We start from the raw sequence: 20,389 nt of genomic DNA, 5'->3' as shown, positions 1-20,389 counted from the left end.
CGTGCTAATCGCTACGGCACCCAGGATCATTTGGTTCTCCCGAATTCGGAATCCCGCACCCGCGTCGATTTGCGACCAGCGAACAGTTTTTATGCAGCCGCTTGCCCAAATCGCGGGCCGCCTCCGTCCAATTTTTTGTACGCCCGCGGACAAGCTTTCCGGTTCGCATCCCACCTAGGCTCGCTCCCGAGATCTGGAACATGGCTGATGCCATGGCAATTCGAGGGAGTTGGAGATGGAGACACGGGTATTGCCCCAGGCGCGGGGGATGTCGCGCGCATTGCCGTGGCGCAAGGCCGCGCTCGGCGCAGCCATCGCTTTCGGCCTCGTTGCCGCCGCACCGCTGAGCGCACAGGCCGCAGCGCCCGCCGCCTGCGCCGCGCTCCAGGAGAAATATCCGGACTGGAAGGGCAAGACGCTCGTCAACGCCATCAACCCGCACACGCCGGGCTATGAGACCATCGATCCCAAGGATCCCAGCAAATATATCGGCTTCGACATCGATCTCGGCGAAGCCATCGGCGAATGCCTCGGCTTCAAGCTGACCTACAAGCCGGTGACGTTCGCAGCCCTCCTGACCACGCTCGCGGCGGGACAAGCCGACATCGTCATCTCCGACATCTACGCCACCAAGGAGCGCGCCAAGGCCGCCGACTTCATCACCTATTCGAAGGTGTTCGACGGCGTGCTGGTCGCCAAGGGCAATCCGAAGGGCATCAACGGCATCAACATGTCGATGTGCGGCGCGGCCGCCGCCGAGAACACCGGCTATGTCGAGGTGCCCCTGATCCAGGCGCTGATCCCCGAGTGCAAGAAGGCCGGCAAGGCGGAGCCGACCATCCAGCTCTACGACAACAACGCCAACTGCATCCAGGCGATCCTCGCCGGCCGCGCCGACACCTATGTCAACGACGTCAACACGGTCGACAGCGCGGTGAAAGCCTATCCGGACAAGCTGGAGAAGGCGATCGCGGTGACGATCCCATACTCGGTCGGCATCGCCGTTCCCAGGGACAAGCCGAAATTCCGCGACGCCGTGCTCGCTGCGCTGATCGAGGTGCAGAAGGCCGGTACGCACATGGAGCTCCTGAAGAAGCATGGGCTCGATGTGAACAACTTCAAGGAGCCGGACATTCTGACGGCCGACTGATGTCGCTGTTCCTCCACTACCTGAGCATGCCGTATCTGCTCGAGGGCATCGAGCTCACCCTCGAGGTGACCGCCCTCGGGCTCGGCGGCGGATTGATCCTCGGACTGATCCTCGCCGGCATGCAGCTCTCGCGCTTCTGGCTCCTGGCGGCGATCGCCAGGGCCTACACCGTGATCTTCCGCGGCACGCCGCTGATCCTGCAAATGGTGTTCGCCTACGACGCGCTGCCGCATATCGGCATCAAGCTGCCGGCGGTGCTGGCCGCCGGTCTCGCGCTTGCCTGCAACGAGGCACCGTTCATCGCGGAGATGCTGCGCGCGGGCGTGCTCGGCGTCGACCGCGGGCAGGTGACGGCGGGGCAGGCGCTCGGCATGACGCCCCGGATCCTGATGTGGCGGGTGATCGCGCCGCAGGCGATCCGCACCATGATCCCGGCCTTCGGCAACGAGGCGGTGAGTGCACTGAAAAATTCCTCGCTCGCCTCCGTCGTCGCGGTCCAGGAGCTGACGCTGCGCTCGACCCAGCTGGCGTCCTCCACATTCGACTTCTTCTCGATCTTCTTCGCTTCGGGCCTGCTCTATCTCGTGCTGACCGCGACCATCAGCGGCATTCAGCTGTTCGTCGAATGGCTGCTCGATCTCGACCGCGCGAAAGGGCGTGAGCGCAAGCTCGCCGATTATCTGCCCTGGCACCGTGTCGACCTCGTCGCCAGGCTGGAGCCTGCCGATGCCACCGCGATCGATCCCGAGCCCGCTGAAGCAGAGCTCGCGGATACGCCACCGCTGGCCCTGACCCGCGAGGAACGCGCCCGCCGCGCCGCGACGATCGCGCGCAACAACATCGCGGTCGAGGTCAAGGATCTCACCAAGAGCTACGGTCCGCAGAAGGTGCTCGGCGGCCTCGACCTCACGGTCCGCGTCGGCGAGGTGGTGGCGCTGCTCGGTCCCAGCGGCTCCGGCAAGAGCACGCTGCTCCGCTGCATCAACCATCTCGAAAACTGGGACGCTGGCACCGTGCGCGTCGGCGGCCGGCGCCTCGGCTTTGGCGAGGACGGCAAGCCGCTGTCGCCGCGCGCCATCGCCAACGAACGCGCCAGCGTCGGCGTCGGCATGGTGTTCCAGCAGTTCAATCTGTTCGCCCACCTTTCGGCGAAGGAGAACATCGCCGGCCCCTTGCGCTGGGTCCACGGCATGACCCGCATCGACGCCGACCGCCGCGCCGGCGAGCTGCTCGACCGCGTTGGCCTCTCGCATCGTGCCGATGCGCTGCCGCGACATCTCTCCGGCGGCCAGCAGCAGCGCGTCGCCATCGCCCGCGCGCTTGCGCCGAACCCGAGCGTGCTGCTGCTGGACGAGCCGACCTCGGCGCTCGATCCTGAACTCGTCAACGAGGTGCTGGAGGTGATCCGGCGTCTCGCCATCGACGACGGGCTCACCATGATCATCTCGACCCACCAGATCCGTTTCGCCGACGAGGTCGCCGACCGCGTCGCTTTCCTGAGCGGTGGCGCGATCATCGAGGAGGGGCCGGCGCACGAGGTGCTCTCGAGCCCGCGCAATGCGCTGACGGCGCGTTTCCTCAGCGTGATGGAAGCCGACAAGACTCCGGAGGCGGTGCGATGAGCGGCGCATCCACAAGGTTCAAGACTCCCGAAGAGGCCATCTCATGAAGCATGTCACGCTGCCGGTTTCGCCGAAAACCGTCCACTGGGGCTATTTCTCCAAGAAGGTCACCCCAGCCCTGACGCTGCGCTCCGGGGATCGCGCCACCATCGAGACGCTGACGCATCATGCCAACGACGACTATGAACGTATGATCCAGGGCGATCCCGGCGCCGAGAGCGTGTTCCAGTGGACGCGCGAGCACAAGGCCGTAGCGCGCCGCGGCTCGGGCCCGGTCGAAGGCCCGTTCATCCGCGGCGCAGGCGAGGGGATCGGCGTGCACCTTCTCACCGGCCCCGTGGCGATCGAAGGCGCCGAGCCCGGCGATATTCTCGAAGTGCGCATCCTCGATATCCGGCCGCGGCCGAGCTGCAGCGCCTGCCATGCCGGTCGCTGCTTCGGCTCCAATGTCGCCGCCAATTGGGGCTTTCACTATCACGACCTGATCGAGGAGCCGAAGCCGCGCGAGGTCGTCACCATCTTCGAGCTCGACACGTCAGGCGAGCCCTATGCGAAGGCAGTCTACAACTATGTCTGGACGCCGCAGACCGACCCCGACGGCATCGTGCATCCGACCATCGACTATCCCGGTGTCCGCGTCGATCACGCCACCATCAGGAAGCGCGAGAACATCCTCTCCAGCGTCAAGGTGCCGGCACGATTGCATTTCGGCACCATGGGCCTTGCGCCGTCGGAAGCCGATTTCGTCAGCTCGATCCCGCCGGGCTATACCGGCGGCAATATCGACGACTGGCGCATCGGCAAGGGCGCGCGGATGTTCTATCCGGTCGCCGTGCCGGGCGCCTACTTCTCGGTCGGCGATCCCCATGCCGCGCAGGGCGATAGCGAGCTCGGCGGCACCGCGATCGAGACCTCGCTGACCGGCGATTTCGAATTCATCCTGCACAAGAAGGCCGATCTGGCCGGCACCAACCTCGAAGGTCTCGACCATCCGATGCTGGAGACCGATCACGCCTGGTCGTTCTACGGCTTCACCTATCCGAACTATCTCGCAGCGCTCGGCGCTGACGCGCAAACCGAGATCGCCAATCACTCGAGCCTCGACCGTGCGATGCGCGATGCATTCAGAAAACTCCGCCGGTTCCTCATGACCGTGCACGGCCTCAGCGAGGACGAGGCGATCTCGCTGATGTCGGTCGGCGCCGATTTCGGCGTTACCCAGGTGGTCGATGCCAATTGGGGCGTCCACGGCACGATCCGCAAGAACATGTTTCGATGCGACTGATGCGTGTTCAGTCCCGTAGCCCGGATGGAGCGAAGCGTAATCCGGGACAGCGTCAATGGCGGCCCGAATCCCGGATTACGCTTCGCTCCATCCGGGCTACGCAACCTCATGCTGATATCGGGCTCCAACACATTGAGGAACAGCGCGTTTTCTGGATGAACAGGTGACCAACGAAGCCCATCTGCGGCCCGTCGCTGCGACGGATGACCGCGTTCGACTGGCACAGAGGTTGCTTCGATCGACCGCAATCTGGGTCGATCCGATGAGCTTCCGGCCGTTCACGAGCGAGTCCTACGCGCAAGACGACCGCCCCGAAGCCTGGCGGGACGTGCTGGCGGCGGTCGGCCTGCAGCCCGCAGGTAGTCATTCCTTCTTCGACGGGCACGCAACCGCCTCGCATCGCCAGGCCGCAGGCGTCGCGCTGACGCGCATGGCCGCGGGCGCGCAGAGCATCGCGCCTCTCTTGCAAGCCAACGAAGACCTCCCCATCGCGCTGATGCCTGTCGAGGACGGCATGGTGCTCAGAAGCGCCGGCGGGCACCGCATCGTTCCCGTCGGCCATCTCGTGCTGCTGCCGCGCAGCGGGGATTGGAGCATCGTGTTCCAGCGCGACATGCGCGCCATCGTGCTGTCGGTGACGTCGGAGGCGTTGCACGGACGCCTCTCGGGCAAGCCGCGGCTAGGCGAGCCCCGAGTCGTTCCGCCCAGTGGGTTCGCCGAGGTGTTCTCGCGCCTCATGGACGCGACCGCGCGCACACTCGACACCTTGAGCGATGCCGAATGGAATTCGCTCGCGCAGTCGCTGGTCGACCTGCTGCTGACGCTCGCGCATCAACTGGCGGCGTCGACGTCCGACGCCGGGTCGAGCGCGACGCAGGCGGCTCTGCTGCACCGGATCTGCCAGACCATCGAGCGCCGGCTCGACGATCCCGATCTTGTGCCGGCGCGTGTTGCGCAAGCCGAGGGCATTTCCGAGCGCTACTTGCAAAAGCTGTTCGAAACGGTCGGCGACAATTTTACCCACTACGTTCGCGAGCGTCGGCTCCAGCGCGCCTGGGCGGATCTCTCCAACCCGACCGAGGCCCATCGCTCGATCTCGGAGATCGCCTACGCCTATGGCTTCGGCGACTCCGCGCATTTCAGCCGCGCCTTCCGTCATCGCTTCGGCCTGCCGCCGCGCGAGTTTCGCCAGCAGGAGGCGGAGCGGGCGACCTCGCAGCATGGCGTCGCCGGCCAGCGCGGCTGGCCACAGGAGGCGCTGGCACAGCTCCGCGCACATCAGAGCGTCGAGGCACGCAGCAACGTCGCCCGTGCCGGCGCCGAGGAGCGCGCGACCACGGAGCGCAGGCATCATCATCTTCCGGTCGAGGCCGGCCGCGTTCATTGGGGCTATTTCAGCCGCTCGCTGCCGCCGCAGATCGAGATCGCATCAGGCGACACCATCACCATCGAGACGCTGACCCAGCACGCCTCCGACGCACCGGAGATGATGATCGCGGGCGATCCCGGCGCCGAAAGCGTGTTCGGTTGGACGCGGAACAAGAAGAACGTCGACCGCCGCGGCGCCGGACCCATGGATGCCAGCGTGTTCGGCCGCGGCGCCGGCGAGGGATTTGGCGTGCACATCTGCACCGGGCCCGTCGCGGTGAAGGATGCCCAGCCCGGCGACGTGCTCGAGGTGCGCATCCTCGACATCGTGCCGCGCGCAAGTCGCAGCCCGAGCCATGCCGGGCGCGTGTTCGGCTCCTCGGTGGCGGCCTGGTGGGGCTATCACTACAACGAGTTTCTCGGCGGTCCCAAACCGCGCGAGGCCGTGACCATTTACGAGATCTTTGACGATGTGGACGCGCCGCATGCCCGCGCGCTCTATTCCTATCGCTGGGAGCCGCAGACCGATCCCTTTGGCGTGGTGCATGCGACCTACGACTATCCCGGCGTTCCCGTCGCGCCCGGCACGATCAAGCGCCGACACGCCGTGCTCGACGGCATCCGCATTCCATTGCGGCCGCATTTCGGCGTGATCGCGGTGGCGCCGCGCGAGGTCGATTTCGTCGATTCCGTGCCGCCGTCCTATTTCGGCGGCAATCTCGACAATTGGCGGCTGGGGAAGGGGGCGACCGTCTATCTTCCGGTCTCGGTGCCCGGCGCGCTGCTATCGGTCGGCGATCCCCACGCCGCCCAGGGCGACGGTGAGCTCAGCGGTACCGCGATCGAGTGCTCGATGACCGGCACCTTCGAGGTGATCCTGCACAAGAAGGCCGATCTCGCCGCTCGTCCCTTCGCCGATCTCTCGTATCCCCTGATTGAAACCGCCACCGACTGGGTGCTGACCGGCTTCAGCCATCCCAACTACCTCGCGGAGTTCGGCGCGCAAGGACAGAGCGAGGTCTATGCAAAGTCTTCGCTCGACCTCGCCATGAAGGATGCGTTCCGCAAGATGCGGCGCTTCCTGATGAACACCAAAGGGCTCAGCGAGGACGAGGCGATTGCACTGATGTCGGCCGCCGTCGATTTCGGCGTGACGCAAGTCGTCGACGGCAATTGGGGCGTGCACGCCATCCTCAGCAAGCGCCTGTTCCAGGACGCATCGTAACAAGGACAGCTCAAGTGAAATTCCACATGATCAGCGACGGCCCGAAGCCGGTCGCGCCTTTCAGCCACGCCGTCGAGACCGACGGGTTTGTCTTCGTCACCGGCCAGATGCCCGACACGCCGCAGACGCCGGGCGTGCTGCCCGACGGCATCGTCGCGCAGACCCGCGCGGTGATGGAGAACCTGAAGGTCGTTCTGGCCGGCCTCGATCTCGACCTCGAGCACGTCGTGATGGCGCGCGTCTACCTGACGCGCTTCAAGGAAGACTACGCCGCGATGAACGAGACGTATCGCAGCTTCTTCGCGCCGGATCGCTTGCCGGCCCGCACTTGCGTCGGCGTCACCGGCCTCGCCTATGACGCGTTGATCGAGATCGACCTAGTGTGCCGGCGGCCGTGACAGGCCGCCTCGTTTCGTAGCGATGTGACAAAGCAAAGCTCGGGCGAGATAGGCCGCGAGGATGCGGAAGTGTGTCTGCGATCTGAAGTGAGAGTTGACGAGGAGAGGTGGCGCGTCAGACTCCGTCATTGCGAGCGCAGCGAAGCAATCCAGAATCCCTCCGCGGAAAGACTCTGGATTGCTTCGTCGCAAGGGCTCCTCGCAATGACGACCGAGACGCTTGGTGCATTTCGCCTCAAATTGCAATCAGTGCGTGCAGAAAGTCTTGATTGGCCGTGATCTAGGAGTGATCCGCCGCCTTGAACGCGGCCCCGGGCGACAGCGACTAACCCCTAGAGTGCACAAGGATCAGTGGAACGTGATCGCATCTCCCCTTCCTAAAGCACCAAAATGGTGCTTTAGTGCTTTCCATGAGCCAGTCGCCCCGAAACGCGCCGTCCGCGCTGCGTTACAGGCTTGCCCCTGACCCGGCCGCCAAGGCCGCCATCGAGGCGACATTCCAGGCCTATGACCGCATGATGGAGATTCTCGACGAGGTGGCGCGGACCCATAACGTGGGGTCCAACGTCGTCCTGCTCCACGCCCACGCCTATGAGCCGATCCGCAAAGAGACCGCGCTGCCCTCGCGCCTGGTGACGCTGGGCCTGCGCGACCGCAACGAGTATCGCGCGGCGCAAGGCCGCCGCCTGCCGCTCGACGACAAGCTCGCCAAGATCAAGGGCCCCGCCACCATTTCGATTGCGACCGTGCAAGGGCGCTTCAGCGTGCCCTTCGACTACGCCGGCTATGCCGAGGGCTGGGGGCAGAGCGTGCCCGCGCACCTCATCCGCACCGACGACGGCTTTGAAGTTCACTACGGCGTCACGCCGAACAGCCTGCCAGAGGAGGAGAACGCCATGGATACCATTGCTGCCGCCCCCGACAACTTCCTGTCCCGGGTCGGGCGTCTGATTGCCGGGATCGCCTATGACGCAATCGAGCAGGCGGAGGGCAAGAACAAGCTCAAGGTAGTTGGACAGGCCATCCGCGAGATCGAGCGCGCCGAAAGCGAGGCGCGCGACGCGCTCGCGGCCGCTCGCGCCGAGGAATACCGCCTCAACGCGCGCCGTACCGAGATCGAGCGCGAGATGACCGATCTTGCGCCCAAGATCGAAGGCGCGATCACTGACGGCCGCGACGATCTCGCCCGCGCCGGCATCGCCCGGCAGATGGACCTTGAGGCGCAGTTCGAGGTGCTCTCCCGCGCCATTGACGAGAACAACGAGAAGATCGAGCAATGCGTGACCTCGCTGCGCGCCGTGCTGTCGGCGCTCCAGGATGCCGAGCAGCGCCGCGCCGATCTCGAAAAAAGCGAGGCACATGCCAGCCATCAGGCCGCGACGTCGCCCCGGAAGTCCGGCGGGGCGTCCGCAACAGCCAAGGCCTTGCGGGCGGGCAGGGCGGTGGCGCGCGCGACCGGCGTGCCGCAGGGCATCCCGTATTCCAGCGACATCGATGAACTGAGCGCGCTTCATCGCGACAAGGAGATTGCGGCGAGGCTCGCACGGTTGAAGTCGCGCTCCTGAGTGCCGTGTCATGAGCGCATTGCTCGAACACGTCATGTCGCCCGAGGTCAGGCCGTTCGCGATCGCGGCGGCCATGATCGTCATCGTCGGCACGCTCGAGGTGATCACGATGCTGATCGGGGCTTCCCTCAGCGAGATGCTCGGCACCAGCATCGATTTCAGCCATCCCAGCGACAACGGCGTCCTCAACGCCATCTCCTGGATCAATGTCGGCGGCGTGCCGCTCTTGATCTTCCTGTTGCTGGCGCTCGGCGCCTTCTCCATCACCGGCTTCCTGATCCAGGACGTCGCACGGATGGTCGCCGGTCCCTTGCCGGCGACGGTCGCCTCGCTCGGGGCCGTCGCGGTGTCGGTCCCGCTGGTGCGCGCCGCCAGCGGCGCCATCGCGCGGATCATTCCCAAGGACGAGAGCTATGTCGTCGGCCTTGGCGATCTCGTCGGCCGCGTCGGTGAGGTCGTCGTCGGTCCGCTCGACCAGGGGCCGCCCGGCCGGGTCAGCGTCGCCGACGTCCACGGCAACCGTCATTTCGTCCTGGCGGTCGCGGCACCTTCGTCATCGCCCCTGCCGCAGGGAACCCTGGTCCTGCTGGTCGATCGCGATGGCACCCGCTTCGTGGCGGTCAAGGCCGAGGATGAACTCAAACCGTCCAAGCCACCTCTAAGCAGCAGCTAAGTCATTCATTGGAGAAAGTCATGTTCGACATCGCAGTCCCGGCCATGATCGGCGTCGCGCTGATCGTCGTCCTGGGGATCGTCTTCACCATTCTCTACAAGCGCGCCACGCGTGACGAGGCGTTCGTGCGCACCGGCCTCGGCGGCAAGAAGGTCGTGCTCGACGGCGGCGCCATGATCCTGCCGATCTTCCACTCCTATGCCAGCGTCAACCTGAAGACGCTGCGGCTCACCGTGGAGCGCAAGGAGCGGGAATCCCTGATCACCAAGGATCGCCTGCGCGTCGACATCGTCGCCGAATTCTACGTGCGCGTCCGCCCCGACGAGGAAAGCATTGCGCTGGCGAGCCAGACGCTGGGCGCGCTGACCAACGATGCCGAGGCGCTGCGCAACCAGGTCGAGGCGAAATTCGTCGACGGCCTCCGTTCGGTTGCCGCGACCATGAGCATCCTGGAGCTTCAGGAGAAGCGCTCGGACTTCGTCAAGCACGTGCAGTCAACAGTTGAGTCCGACGTGAAATCGAACGGGCTCGAGCTTGAATCGGTGTCCCTGACCAAGCTGGACCAGACCGACGTCAAGTTTTTCAACCCCGAGAATTTCTTCGACGCCGAAGGTCTCACCCAGCTCAAGACCGTCACCGAGACCCGCCGGCGCGACCGCAACGCCATCGTGCGGGACAACGAGGTGGCGATCGCGCAGAAGGACCTCGAGGCGCGGCAGCAGACCCTCGGGATCGAGCGGACCAAGAAGGAAGCCGAACTGTCGCAGGAACGCGACATCGCCAACAAGACCGCAAGCACCCGCGCCGAGGTGGCGACCGCGACCCAGACCGCGCGCCTGACCGAGGAGAACGCCCGCATCGACACCGACAGGGCCGTTGCCGAAAAGGAGGCGGGCGCCAAGCAGGTCAAGGAAACCGCTGTCATCGAGTCGGACCTCGCAATCAACAAGCGCAAGACCGACGCCCAGCGCGAAATCCAGATCGCCACCCAGGAGAATGAGATCCAGATCGCGGCCAAGAGCAAGCAGACCTCCGAAGCCGTGGCCGAAGCCAAGACGGCTGAAGCAGTCGCCGTCTCGGCGGAGGAAAAGGTTCTGACCGCACGCGCGGTCGAGGTCGCCGATCGCGCCCGTCTCACCCAGGTGCTGGCTGCACGGACCGAGGCCGAGCGCAAGTCGACCGAGCTGATCGTTGCCGCCGAGGCCGAGAAGAAAGCCTCGCTCGACCGCGCCGAAGCCGTCAAGACGCTGGCGACAGCCGAAGCCGAATCCAACAAGATCAAGGCGGTCGGTGTCCGCAACATCGGTGAAGCCGAAGCTGCCGTCATCACCATGAAGAACGAGGCGCAGAACAAGCTCGGCAGCAACGTCATCGATTTCGAGATCGCCAAGAAGCGGATCGAGACCATGCCCTCGGCGCTGGCCGAGATGGTGAAGCCGATCGCGAACCTCAAGGATGTCCGCATCCTGCACACCGGCGGTGCGTTCGGCGGCAATGGCGCAGGTAGCGGCAACGTCGGTTTCGGTGAAGGCCTTGCCGGCGAGCTGCTCAAGGTGCACGCGCTGCGTCCGATGATCGACGAGATCCTGCGCCAGAGCGGCTTTGCGCCGGGCGACGATCCCGTGAAGGCGCTGGTCGGCGCCGTGACCGGCAAGAGCAACGGCGCCGCTGTGCCGGCTCCCACGCCTGAGAAAACAAACAGCGCCGATCTATGAATGCCGGTTCATTGCTGCTGAGAATTCGAAACGATAAGAACAGGCCCGTTGCGCGTCTCGCGTCGCGCAGCGCGCCGGAGTGCGGATCGATCGCGTATTGAATCCGTCGATCGCACTCCGGACGACTCTTCGAGGCAACGCCATTTGTTGCCGCGGCGCCTGCGCCGATCGACGTCAGGCGCTTACAGCCTGTTTCGATCGGGAGCATTTCACATGAAGTATTTTCTGTCCGGACTGATCGCGATCAGTCTTTCGATCGCGGCCACGGGGTCGTTCGCTGCCGATGCCCGCAACGTTACCGTCGTCAACGAGACCGGCTATGCCATCAAATTCCTCGGCTTCAACGCGCCGGACGACGGCCTGGACGAATGGGAGAACGAGCTCGATAAGGTCTTGCAGAACCAGGCGAGTACCTATGTCGAGTTCGACGAGGACGACGAGGGCTGTGTCTGGAACATCCGCGTCGACTGGCAGAACTATGACGAGGCCGTGCTCTGGAAGAACGTCAACCTCTGCAAGTTCACCGCGCTCCGCCTGCGCTACGATTCCGGCACCAAGACCACCTCGTTCGTCGCGGAGTAGTTTCGCCTGTGAGATGGGGAGGGGGCCGGCCCGGCCCCTTCCTCGGACGCGTTGCGGAAGATGACGAATTCGTCCTTTGCAAGCGCAACCGGCTTTGTTATACGCACCGCGCGCGGACGACAGTTCGCCCTTTTCCTCGGTAGCTCAGCGGTAGAGCATCCGACTGTTAATCGGATGGTCGCTGGTTCGAATCCAGCCCGGGGAGCCAAATTCCGCTGTAAATTCATTGACTTGTGAGTCGTCGCTGATGCGACGCGTGATTCTGCTCGAGTCATCTTTCAACTCTTGTCTCAACACGTGGTGGCCCGATCCACGCAGAATCGCGTTCAAGCAGTTGTGTCCGGCAACGCCACCGCAGCCGCCGGGATGGCACCAAATCGACTTAATTCAAATCGAGCTTCGCTGAGCCGGACTCTTACGGAGCTGATTCCCATGCCCGACATCCAGATCGACCGCGCCCAACTGGCTCCCTCGATTCTGCCGGCCGACGTTCCCGAGCTCAGCGACGACGAATGCCTCGCCTGCCTGGCGCGTGCGGTCGAGACCCCCGATTCGGCGCGGCTGGATGAGGTGGCCGCCCTGATCGGCCGCCTTGCGGTGACGATCGAATAATCCGTCCTGTTCCCTGATGCGGGTGAGTTGCGGGAGCCTTGGCCGGCTAGCGCCAACGGCCATGTTGCGTTTTCGCCGAGCATGTTCCAAAGATGCCGCCAACTTCCGTCCGCGGCATCGTCCGCATCTCAGGATCCGCAAATGTCCGGTTTCTCGACCGCGCGCCTCAAAATGGTCGATGGCCAGGTGCGCACCAATGACGTCACCGATCGTCGTATTCTCGATGCCATGCTCACGGTTCCGCGTGAGGCCTTCGTGCCGGCGAGCCGGCAGGCCTTGGCCTATCTCGACCTCGACCTCGATGTGAGCGAGGGCCCTGCCAAGCGGTTCCTGATCAAGCCGCAGCTGACCGGCAAGCTGCTCCAGGCCGCCGAGATTGACGAGGGCGACAGCGTCCTGGTCGTCGGCTGCGCCACGGGCTACCTCGCCGCGCTGGCGGGCAAGCTGGCGCGTCAGGTCACCGCGACGGAGTGCGATTCGGCTCTGGCCGCGAAGGCCAGGGAGGCCTTTGCCACCCTCGGCCTCGCCAACGTCACCTGCAAGGCCGCTGCCTGCACCGAAGGCGATCCGTCTGCCGCACCCTATGATGTGATCATCCTCAATGGCGCCGCCGAGGTGACCCCGGAAGGGCTGCTCGGGCAGCTCAAGGAAGGCGGGCGCCTGGTGGGCGTGTCGGCCGAATCGCGGCCGCCGCGGGCGGTGATCGTGACCCGGACCCACGGCGAATTCGGCCATCGGGCGCTGTTCGACGCCACAGCTCCGGTCCTTCCCGGGCTGGAACGCGCCGCCGCCTTCGTCTTCTGACGGCCCAAAGCCCGTTAAAATCCCGTTCTGAATCAGAAGTGTGGCCGGGATGCTGCACGTGAAGAGTTTCCACCGAGAACTACCTTGAGGTAGTTCCGTCGCGGCCATCCGCGTCCTATGTTGCGGCGGGGCAACGACTCCACTCGGTAGACGGTAACCCGGCTCGCGGGCACGAGCCGGGCGTTAAAATGAAACGGAAATTTTGGGATGCATGGGGTGAAGCTCTTCACCGGAGCTGCGGTTTCGGTCCTGCTGCTGGCGCTGGCCGGGCCGACGCCTGCCTTGGCGGACACGATCGAGGCCGCCTTGGTGCGCGCCTATCAGAACAATCCGCAGCTCAACGCACAGCGCGCGCAGGTGCGCTCGACCGACGAGAACGTGCCGCAGGCTTTGTCCGGGTATCGCCCCAAGGTCGCACTGACCGCGAGCGGCGGCTATCAATATACGGATTTGCAGAGCGGCGTGGGGAGTAATGCAATCCACGGATCGGTGTTGCCTCGCAGCGTTGGCGTTACCGCTACGCAGACGCTCTACAATGGCAACCAGACCGCCAACCGAACGAGGGCGGCGGAGAGTCAGGTGTCGGGCGCACGCGAAGCGCTGCGCAGCCTCGATCAAACCGTGCTGCTCCAGGCCGCGACGACCTATATGGATTATCTGCGCGATGCCGCGACACTGGAAGTCCAGCGCAGCAACGTGCGCGTGCTCGAGCAGACGCTGAAGCAGACCCGTGATCGTTTCAACGTCGGCGAAGTGACGCGCACCGACGTTGCGCAATCGGAAGCGCAACTGGCGGCCGGCAAAACGCAGGCGCTCACCGCGGAGGCGAACCTCACCACGACGCGGGCGAACTTCCGCCGCATCATTGGCAACGAGCCGACGAACCTCGCACCGGGCTCGCCGGTCGACCGGTTCCTGCCGTCAACGCTCGCTTCGGCGGTCGAGCTCGGTCTGATCGAGCATCCCAACGTCACGGCCGCAATGTATGGCATCGACGTCAATTTCCTGCAGGTCAAAGTTGCCGAAGGTGCGTTGCTGCCGACGGTTACGGTCCAGGCAGCGGCCACGCAGTCCAACGAACAGTCCTTGATTCAGTTGCGCTCGTTCAACGCATCCGCGATCGCGCAGGTCTCGGTGCCGATTTATCAGGGCGGTAGCGAATATTCGCTGATCCGCCAATCCAAGGAAAACCTGGCGCAGCAGCGTCTCAACCTCGAAACCACGCGCGACCAGACTCGTGCGAACGTGGTGCAGTTCTGGGGGACGCTGCAGGCCGGCAAGGCGCAGGTGCAGTCTGCGCAGGCGCAGGTGACGGCGTCCGAGATCGCACTCAACGGTGTGCGCGAGGAAGCCAAGGCCGGTCAGCGCACCACGCTCGACGTGCTCAACGCGCAGCAGGCGCTGGTCAATGCGCGCGTCGCGCTGGTGACCGCGCAGCACGACCGCGTGGTGGCATCGTATAACGTCCTTGCCGCCGTCGGCCGTCTGGCGCCCCAGGTGCTTGGTCTTTCGACCACGGTCTACGATGCAAGCGTTCACTACCATCAGGTCCGCGACAGCTGGGGCGGCGTACGCACGCCTGACGGGCGCTGATCCCGTAGTCATCCGGTCGGCCTCGCGAACAATTGCGGCCGACCGGTGCTTTGCTTGCAATCATCAAAATCCCTGACATAGCCTTGCCAAGAAGATGCGGATCGATTCGCTCCGCAACCGATATCGTATGCGTAGAGCTTGAGTGCCGAGGGCAGGGCACGCCGCCGCACGTTGAGCCGTGATCTGGGGACAAGTCGGGCTGCCGCGGCGAAAATGTCGGGGCGCTCGTTGCGGAACCGGCCAATCCTGTCGTGCTTGGTGTAAAACAACGCATGCGAGGGCGTTGATGATGTGGAGTCGGAGATGACGCAGCCTGCAAAGGTCACAGAACCCTCCATGGAGGAGATTCTGGCCTCGATCCGGCGCATCATTGCCGACGACGAGGCCAAGCCGCCGCCGGCCGAAGCTGCGAAGCCCGAGAAGGCTGCGACGCCCGCCGCGCCGCCGAAGCCGATGAACGACATTCCGCCATCCAAGGTCGCTCCGCCCAAACCTGCCGCCGAAAAGCCCGCACCGCCGCCGGCCCCAAAGCCGGCTCCCGCGCCGCCGCCGCCCGCGCCCGCTGCGGATGCCGGACCGAACAGCCAGGACGATATCGACGCGCTGCTGGCCGGGCTCGACGCGGCCACGCCTGCGCCCGAGGTCCGTGCTCCAGAACCGGAGCCGGAGCCCGAGCCTGAACCCGACGTGCTCGAATTGACCGACGAAATGGCGATGGACCCGGCGCCGACACCGCCTCCGCCGCCGCCAAGCTTCCGCAAGGTCGAGCCGCGCGACGATCTCGAATTCGCCGAATCGCCGCCGCCGCGTCCGGCACCTCCGCCGTCCTACGCGCCGGTGGACTTCGATGCACCGCCGCTGCCGCCGCAACAGCCGATCCTGGCGCAATCGACCGTCTCCGCAGTCGAATCCGCCTTCAACTCCCTGGCCCATACGGTCCTCAGCAGCAATGCGCGGACGCTGGAGGATCTGGTCAAGGAGATGTTGCGTCCGATGCTGAAGTCCTGGCTCGACGACAACCTGCCGGGCCTGGTTGAACGCATCGTGAAGGCCGAAATCGAGCGGGTCTCGCGCGGCGGCAGGTAAAGCCGGCCGCAGGGCCCTCATAAAGCCCGGCTTACAGGTCATATTCGGCTCCGGACCGGACCAGAAAGCGCTGTTGCCGCCTCGCTTTCCGCTGACCTTTTCGTTGACTTGGCCCCCGCGCGCGGCTTTCTAGCAGCCCCATGATCGAGAAAAATTACCAGCCCGCCGATATCGAAGCCCGCATGTCCGTCGTTTGGGAGGACAGCCTTGCCTTCAAGGCCGGCCGTCCCGACCGCCGCGACGCGGTGCCCTTCACCATCGTGATCCCGCCGCCGAACGTGACGGGCTCGCTGCACATGGGCCACGCCCTCAACAACACGCTCCAGGACATCCTGTGCCGGTTCGAGCGCATGCGCGGCCGCGACGTGCTGTGGCAGCCCGGCACCGACCATGCCGGCATCGCCACCCAGATGGTGGTCGAGCGGCAGCTGATGGAGCGCCAGCAGCCCGGCCGCCGCGAGATGGGCCGCGAGAAGTTTCTGGAACGGGTCTGGCAGTGGAAGGCCGAGAGCGGCGACACCATCATCAACCAGCTCAAGCGGCTCGGCGCGTCCTGCGACTGGTCGCGCGAGCGCTTCACCATGGACGAGGGCCTGTCCAACGCCGTCGTCAAGGTGTTCGTCGAGCTGCACCGCGAGGGCCTGATCTACAAGGACAAGCGGCTGGTGAACTGGGACACCAAGCTCCTGACCGCGATCTCCGATCTCGAAGTGCAGCAGACCGAGGTCAAGGGCAGCCTCTGGTATCTGCGCTATCCGATCGAGGGCAAGACCTTCAGCCCCGAGGATCCCACGACCTTCATCGTGGTCGCCACCACGCGTCCTGAGACCATGCTCGGCGACACCGGCGTTGCCGTCCATCCGGAGGACGAGCGCTACCAGAAGCTGATCGGCAAGAACGTCATCCTGCCGCTGGTCGGCCGCAAGATCAAAATCGTCGCCGACGAATACTCCGATCCCGAGAAGGGCTCGGGCGCGGTCAAGGTGACGCCGGCGCACGACTTCAACGATTTCGAGGTCGGCAATCGCCACGGCCTGCGCCGCATCAGCGTGCTCGACAAGGAAGGCTGCCTCGATCTCCTCGACAACGAGGATTACCTGCGCGACCTGCCGGAAGGCGCCGCGCAATTCGCCGAGGAGTTCAACAAGGTCGATCGCTTCGCGGCGCGCAAGCGCATTGTCGAGCGGCTGGAATCCTTCGGCTTCGTCGAGCGGATCGAGCCGCACACCCACATGGTGCCCCACGGCGACCGCTCCAACAGCGTGATCGAGCCGTACCTGACCGACCAGTGGTATGTCGACGCGAAGACGCTGGCAAAACCGGCGATCGCGGCGGTGCGCTCGGGCGAAACGACCTTCGTGCCGAAGAACTGGGAGAAGACTTATTTCGAGTGGATGGAAAACATCCAGCCCTGGTGCATCTCGCGCCAGCTGTGGTGGGGCCATCAGATCCCGGCCTGGTATGGGCCCGACGGCAAAGTGTTCGTCGCCGAGACCGAGGAAGAGGCGATCAGCCACGCGCTCGGCTATTACGTCGAGCAGGAGGTCATCACGGTCGAGCAGGGCCGCGAGATGGCGCTCGATCGCAACAAGCGCGAAGGCTTCATCACGCGTGACGAGGACGTGCTCGACACCTGGTTCTCCTCGGCGCTGTGGCCGTTCTCGACGCTCGGCTGGCCCGACGATACGCCCGAGGTGCAGCGCTATTACCCGACCAATGCGCTGGTCACCGGCTTCGACATCATCTTCTTCTGGGTTGCCCGCATGATGATGATGGGCATGCACTTCATGAAGGAGATCCCGTTCTCGACGATCTACATCCACGCCCTCGTCCGCGACGAGAAGGGCGCCAAGATGTCGAAGTCGAAGGGCAACGTCATCGATCCGCTCAACCTGATCGACGAATATGGTGCGGACGCGCTGCGCTTCACGCTGGCCGCGATGGCGGCGCAGGGCCGCGACATCAAGCTCGCCACCAGCCGCGTCGAGGGCTACCGCAATTTCGCGACCAAGCTCTGGAATGCGTCCCGCTTTGCCGAGATGAACCATTGCGCCGTGCCCGACGGCTTCGAGCCGGCCAAGGCGAAAGAGACGCTGAACCGCTGGATCGCGCATGAGAGCGCGCACACCACGCGCGAGGTGACCGAGGCGATCGAGGCCTATCGCTTCAACGATGCCGCCGGTGCGATCTACCGCTTCGTCTGGAACGTCTATTGCGACTGGTATGTCGAGCTCGCCAAGCCCGTGCTGCTCGGCCCGGACAGCCCCGCCAAGGACGAAACCCGCGCCATGGTGGCCTGGGCGCGCGACGAAATCCTGAAGCTGCTGCATCCCTTCATGCCCTTCATCACCGAAGAGCTGTGGGAGGTGACGGCCAAGCGCGACGGTCTGCTCGCGCTGGCGCCGTGGCCGCTGAAGCCGGCTGAGCCTACGCCGGAGCAACTCGCGATGCTCGCCGCGGCGGCCGGCCCGACCGATCCGCTGATCTCGCCGGCCCTGGTCCTGCCGATCTTCGACCATGCCGACTTCACCGATCCCAAGGCGGAAGCCGAGATCGGCTGGGTCATCGACTTGGTCACGCAAATCCGCTCCGTGCGCGCAGAGATGAATATCGCGCCGGCGACGCTGACGGCACTGGTGCTTGCGGGCGCGTCGGTCGAGACGAAGGAGCGCGCGCCGCGCTGGACCGACGTCATCAAACGCATGGCGCGGCTGTCCGACATCTCCTTCGCCGACCGTGCACCTGACGGTGCCGTTCAGCTGCTTGTGCGCGGCGAAGTGGCTGCGCTGCCGCTGAAGGGCGTGATCGACGTTGCCGCCGAGCGCACGCGTCTCGACAAGGAGATCGGCAAGGCCGACGCCGACATCAAGCGCGCCGAGTCCAAGCTGGCGAACGAAAAGTTCGTCGCCAACGCGGCCGAGGAGGTCGTCGAGGAGGAGCGCGAGAAGCGCGAGGCGGCGCTGGCCCGCAAGGCCAAGCTGCTGGAGGCGCTGGAGCGGTTGAAGCAGGCGTCGTAGGCCTACTTCGGGAACGGCTTGCTCAAAAACTTCGAGCCCCTGACGCCATAGCGCCAGGGCAGCTCGACGGCCTTGGTGATGCCGATCCGGATGCCGGTCGCGATCTCCAAATCCTCCGTGCGTGCATGCAGCGCGATTGGCGGCCGGTCCAAGGGCAGCGTGTTGTGCGCGATGGTGATGCCGAGCGCCTCCGTCAGCTTGCCCGGGCCCGAGCAGAGCGCGTGCAGATCCTGGAGATGGCGGCGCCGGCGCATCGCAGCCAAGCCATGCGTCGGCTCCAGTGCGCGGATCAGGACGGCGCTGGCCGAGCCTTCCTCCTCGCAGACGAAGTTCACGCACCAGTGGATGCCGTAGGAGCGGTAGACATAGGCATAGCCCGGCGGGCCGAACATCACCTGGTTCCGCGGCGTCGGGCCGTTGTAGGAGTGCGCCGCCGGCTCGGTATGATGATAGGCCTCGACCTCGACGATGATCCCGCCGACGCCGTCGACCAGCATGGTCGCACCGATCAGGTCGTGGGCGACCTCGCGGACGTTGCGCGCGAAAAAGGCGCGCTTCAGGGCCTGGCCAAGCCGAGGTGTGGAAGGTTTCGAGACTGGAGCCATTCGAGGTGAGAATCGCCTGAGAACAGAGCAGGATATTGCCCATATCTGCCATGTTCCCTGAAGTGGTGCGAGCCGGGTTGCGATGCCGGGCCAGACCGACTAGGTAGGACCTGAACAGACCGGATACCCTATGGTCGTTATTGTCGATACCATCTCGAACCCGCTGCGCCCGCGCCACCCTGAAAAGGTGAATCGCCCTGATTCCGCTTCGCCGCCGAAGCCGGACTGGATCCGCGTACGCGCGCCCAATACCCGCGGCTATGCCGACACCCGCAATATCGTGCGCGCCAACGGCCTGCACACGGTGTGCGAGGAGGCGGGCTGCCCGAACATCGGCGAGTGCTGGGACAAGAAGCACGCGACCTTCATGATCATGGGTGACACCTGCACCCGGGCCTGCGCCTTCTGCAACGTCAAGACCGGCCTGCCCAACGCGCTGGATGCGGCGGAGCCTCAGAACGTCGCCGAGGCCGTGGCCAAGCTGGGTCTCGCCCACGTCGTCATCACCTCGGTCGACCGTGACGACCTCACTGACGGCGGCGCCGAGCATTTTGCCCAGACCATCGGCGCCATCCGCGCCGCGTGCCCCTCGACCACGATCGAGATCCTGACGCCCGACTTCCTGCGCAAGGAAGGTGCGCTGGAGGTGGTGGTCGCGGCGCGGCCCGACGTGTTCAACCACAATCTCGAGACCGTGCCGTCGCGCTATCTCACGGTGCGGCCCGGCGCGCGCTACTTCCATTCGATCCGCCTGTTGCAGCGGGTCAAGGAGCTCGATCCCACCATCTTCACCAAGTCCGGCATCATGGTCGGCCTCGGCGAGGAGCGCCATGAGGTGCAGCAGGTGATGGACGATCTGCGCTCGGCCGACGTCGACTTCCTGACGATCGGGCAATATCTGCAGCCGACCCGCAAGCATCACGCGGTGATGCGTTATGTGCCGCCGGACGAGTTTTCGTCCTATGAGAAGATCGCCTACACCAAGGGCTTCCTGATGGTGTCGGCGAGCCCGCTCACCCGTTCCTCGCATCATGCCGGCGAGGATTTTGCGAGACTGAAGGCCGCGCGGGCAGCTAGCGCCCGCTGAAC

The 20,389-nt window shown here is 65.1% G+C and carries 16 protein-coding genes and 1 tRNA gene; 16 read left to right on the top strand and 1 reads right to left on the bottom strand.

Annotated features, from left to right (window positions below; translation table 11 throughout):
• The first annotated feature begins 235 nt into the window (after positions 1-235).
• The 15 genes from N2603_RS23130 to N2603_RS23060 all read left to right on the top strand — a co-directional run bounded on the left by N2603_RS23130 (position 236) and on the right by N2603_RS23060 (position 18,695).
• Positions 236-1,150 carry an ABC transporter substrate-binding protein gene (locus N2603_RS23130; protein ID WP_018641870.1) on the top strand — a complete coding sequence of 305 codons (915 nt, stop codon included), beginning with the start codon at positions 236-238 and terminating at the stop codon, positions 1,148-1,150.
• Positions 1,150-2,772, top strand: coding sequence for an amino acid ABC transporter permease/ATP-binding protein (locus N2603_RS23125; RefSeq protein ID WP_260383981.1), 1,623 nt, complete (start codon positions 1,150-1,152; stop codon positions 2,770-2,772). Before N2603_RS23130 ends, N2603_RS23125 begins: the two co-directional genes overlap by 1 nt.
• A 43-nt stretch (positions 2,773-2,815) precedes the next feature.
• A complete protein-coding gene (locus N2603_RS23120; RefSeq protein ID WP_260383980.1) occupies positions 2,816-4,057 on the top strand; it encodes an acetamidase/formamidase family protein in 1,242 nt (413 codons plus the stop codon).
• 262 nt (positions 4,058-4,319) lie between these two features.
• A complete protein-coding gene (locus tag N2603_RS23115; protein ID WP_260424238.1) occupies positions 4,320-6,650 on the top strand; it encodes an acetamidase/formamidase family protein in 2,331 nt (776 codons plus the stop codon).
• Between the two features lie 14 nt (positions 6,651-6,664).
• Positions 6,665-7,048: a RidA family protein gene (locus N2603_RS23110; protein ID WP_260383979.1), complete on the top strand. Its 384-nt coding sequence runs from the start codon at positions 6,665-6,667 to the stop codon at positions 7,046-7,048.
• 401 nt (positions 7,049-7,449) lie between these two features.
• Positions 7,450-8,613 carry a PspA/IM30 family protein gene (locus tag N2603_RS23105; protein ID WP_018641875.1) on the top strand — a complete coding sequence of 388 codons (1,164 nt, stop codon included), beginning with the start codon at positions 7,450-7,452 and terminating at the stop codon, positions 8,611-8,613.
• A 10-nt stretch (positions 8,614-8,623) separates the two neighbouring features.
• Complete coding sequence (locus N2603_RS23100; protein WP_260383978.1) at positions 8,624-9,286, top strand: YqiJ family protein; 663 nt, start codon at positions 8,624-8,626, stop codon at positions 9,284-9,286.
• Between the two features lie 20 nt (positions 9,287-9,306).
• Positions 9,307-11,001 (top strand): flotillin family protein, encoded by a 1,695-nt coding sequence (locus N2603_RS23095; protein WP_260383977.1) that lies wholly within the window; start codon positions 9,307-9,309, stop codon positions 10,999-11,001.
• A 213-nt stretch (positions 11,002-11,214) separates the two neighbouring features.
• Positions 11,215-11,583, top strand: coding sequence for a hypothetical protein (locus N2603_RS23090; RefSeq protein ID WP_018641878.1), 369 nt, complete (start codon positions 11,215-11,217; stop codon positions 11,581-11,583).
• Positions 11,584-11,716: 133 nt separating this feature from the next.
• Positions 11,717-11,791, top strand: a tRNA-Asn gene (locus N2603_RS23085).
• 224 nt (positions 11,792-12,015) lie between these two features.
• A complete protein-coding gene (locus N2603_RS23080) occupies positions 12,016-12,195 on the top strand; it encodes a hypothetical protein (protein ID WP_018641879.1) in 180 nt (59 codons plus the stop codon).
• A gap of 141 nt (positions 12,196-12,336) precedes the next feature.
• Positions 12,337-12,999: a protein-L-isoaspartate O-methyltransferase family protein gene (locus tag N2603_RS23075; RefSeq protein ID WP_260383976.1), complete on the top strand. Its 663-nt coding sequence runs from the start codon at positions 12,337-12,339 to the stop codon at positions 12,997-12,999.
• Between the two features lie 207 nt (positions 13,000-13,206).
• On the top strand, positions 13,207-14,592 hold the full coding sequence (locus N2603_RS23070; RefSeq protein ID WP_018641881.1) for a TolC family outer membrane protein: 1,386 nt from the start codon (positions 13,207-13,209) through the stop codon (positions 14,590-14,592).
• A 303-nt stretch (positions 14,593-14,895) separates the two neighbouring features.
• On the top strand, positions 14,896-15,678 hold the full coding sequence (locus N2603_RS23065) for a PopZ family protein (RefSeq protein ID WP_260383975.1): 783 nt from the start codon (positions 14,896-14,898) through the stop codon (positions 15,676-15,678).
• Positions 15,679-15,818: 140 nt separating this feature from the next.
• Positions 15,819-18,695 (top strand): valine--tRNA ligase, encoded by a 2,877-nt coding sequence (locus N2603_RS23060; RefSeq protein WP_260383974.1) that lies wholly within the window; start codon positions 15,819-15,821, stop codon positions 18,693-18,695.
• Between the two features lie 2 nt (positions 18,696-18,697).
• Here N2603_RS23060 and N2603_RS23055 read toward each other — a convergent pair whose 3' ends face one another.
• Positions 18,698-19,300, bottom strand: a complete 603-nt coding sequence (locus N2603_RS23055; RefSeq protein WP_260383973.1) for a DNA-3-methyladenine glycosylase — start codon at positions 19,298-19,300, stop codon at positions 18,698-18,700.
• A gap of 130 nt (positions 19,301-19,430) precedes the next feature.
• On the opposite strand from N2603_RS23055, the gene lipA reads away from it, so the two are divergent.
• The gene (gene lipA / locus N2603_RS23050; protein ID WP_018641885.1) at positions 19,431-20,387 is read left to right on the top strand and encodes a lipoyl synthase; all 957 of its coding nucleotides are present in this window, start codon (positions 19,431-19,433) and stop codon (positions 20,385-20,387) included.
• The last annotated feature ends 2 nt before the right edge of the window (positions 20,388-20,389 follow it).

Source organism: Bradyrhizobium huanghuaihaiense (assembly GCF_025200885.1).
Classification (GTDB): Bacteria; Pseudomonadota; Alphaproteobacteria; order Rhizobiales; family Xanthobacteraceae; genus Bradyrhizobium; species Bradyrhizobium huanghuaihaiense.
This window is presented reverse-complemented; position numbering and strand designations above follow the sequence as displayed.

What these genes read in the sequence shown, in the direction of transcription:
- lipA (WP_018641885.1), top strand. Translation starts at nt 19,431, where the DNA reads ATGGTCGTTATTGTCGATACCATCTCGAACCCGCTGCGCCCGCGCCAC.
- N2603_RS23075 (WP_260383976.1), top strand. Translation starts at nt 12,337, where the DNA reads ATGTCCGGTTTCTCGACCGCGCGCCTCAAAATGGTCGATGGCCAGGTG.
- N2603_RS23065 (WP_260383975.1), top strand. Translation starts at nt 14,896, where the DNA reads ATGACGCAGCCTGCAAAGGTCACAGAACCCTCCATGGAGGAGATTCTG.
- N2603_RS23100 (WP_260383978.1), top strand. Translation starts at nt 8,624, where the DNA reads ATGAGCGCATTGCTCGAACACGTCATGTCGCCCGAGGTCAGGCCGTTC.
- N2603_RS23130 (WP_018641870.1), top strand. Translation starts at nt 236, where the DNA reads ATGGAGACACGGGTATTGCCCCAGGCGCGGGGGATGTCGCGCGCATTG.
- N2603_RS23120 (WP_260383980.1), top strand. Translation starts at nt 2,816, where the DNA reads ATGAAGCATGTCACGCTGCCGGTTTCGCCGAAAACCGTCCACTGGGGC.
- N2603_RS23055 (WP_260383973.1), bottom strand. Translation starts at nt 19,300, where the DNA reads ATGGCTCCAGTCTCGAAACCTTCCACACCTCGGCTTGGCCAGGCCCTG.
- N2603_RS23060 (WP_260383974.1), top strand. Translation starts at nt 15,819, where the DNA reads ATGATCGAGAAAAATTACCAGCCCGCCGATATCGAAGCCCGCATGTCC.
- N2603_RS23070 (WP_018641881.1), top strand. Translation starts at nt 13,207, where the DNA reads ATGCATGGGGTGAAGCTCTTCACCGGAGCTGCGGTTTCGGTCCTGCTG.
- N2603_RS23080 (WP_018641879.1), top strand. Translation starts at nt 12,016, where the DNA reads ATGCCCGACATCCAGATCGACCGCGCCCAACTGGCTCCCTCGATTCTG.
- N2603_RS23090 (WP_018641878.1), top strand. Translation starts at nt 11,215, where the DNA reads ATGAAGTATTTTCTGTCCGGACTGATCGCGATCAGTCTTTCGATCGCG.
- N2603_RS23115 (WP_260424238.1), top strand. Translation starts at nt 4,320, where the DNA reads ATGAGCTTCCGGCCGTTCACGAGCGAGTCCTACGCGCAAGACGACCGC.
- N2603_RS23125 (WP_260383981.1), top strand. Translation starts at nt 1,150, where the DNA reads ATGTCGCTGTTCCTCCACTACCTGAGCATGCCGTATCTGCTCGAGGGC.
- N2603_RS23095 (WP_260383977.1), top strand. Translation starts at nt 9,307, where the DNA reads ATGTTCGACATCGCAGTCCCGGCCATGATCGGCGTCGCGCTGATCGTC.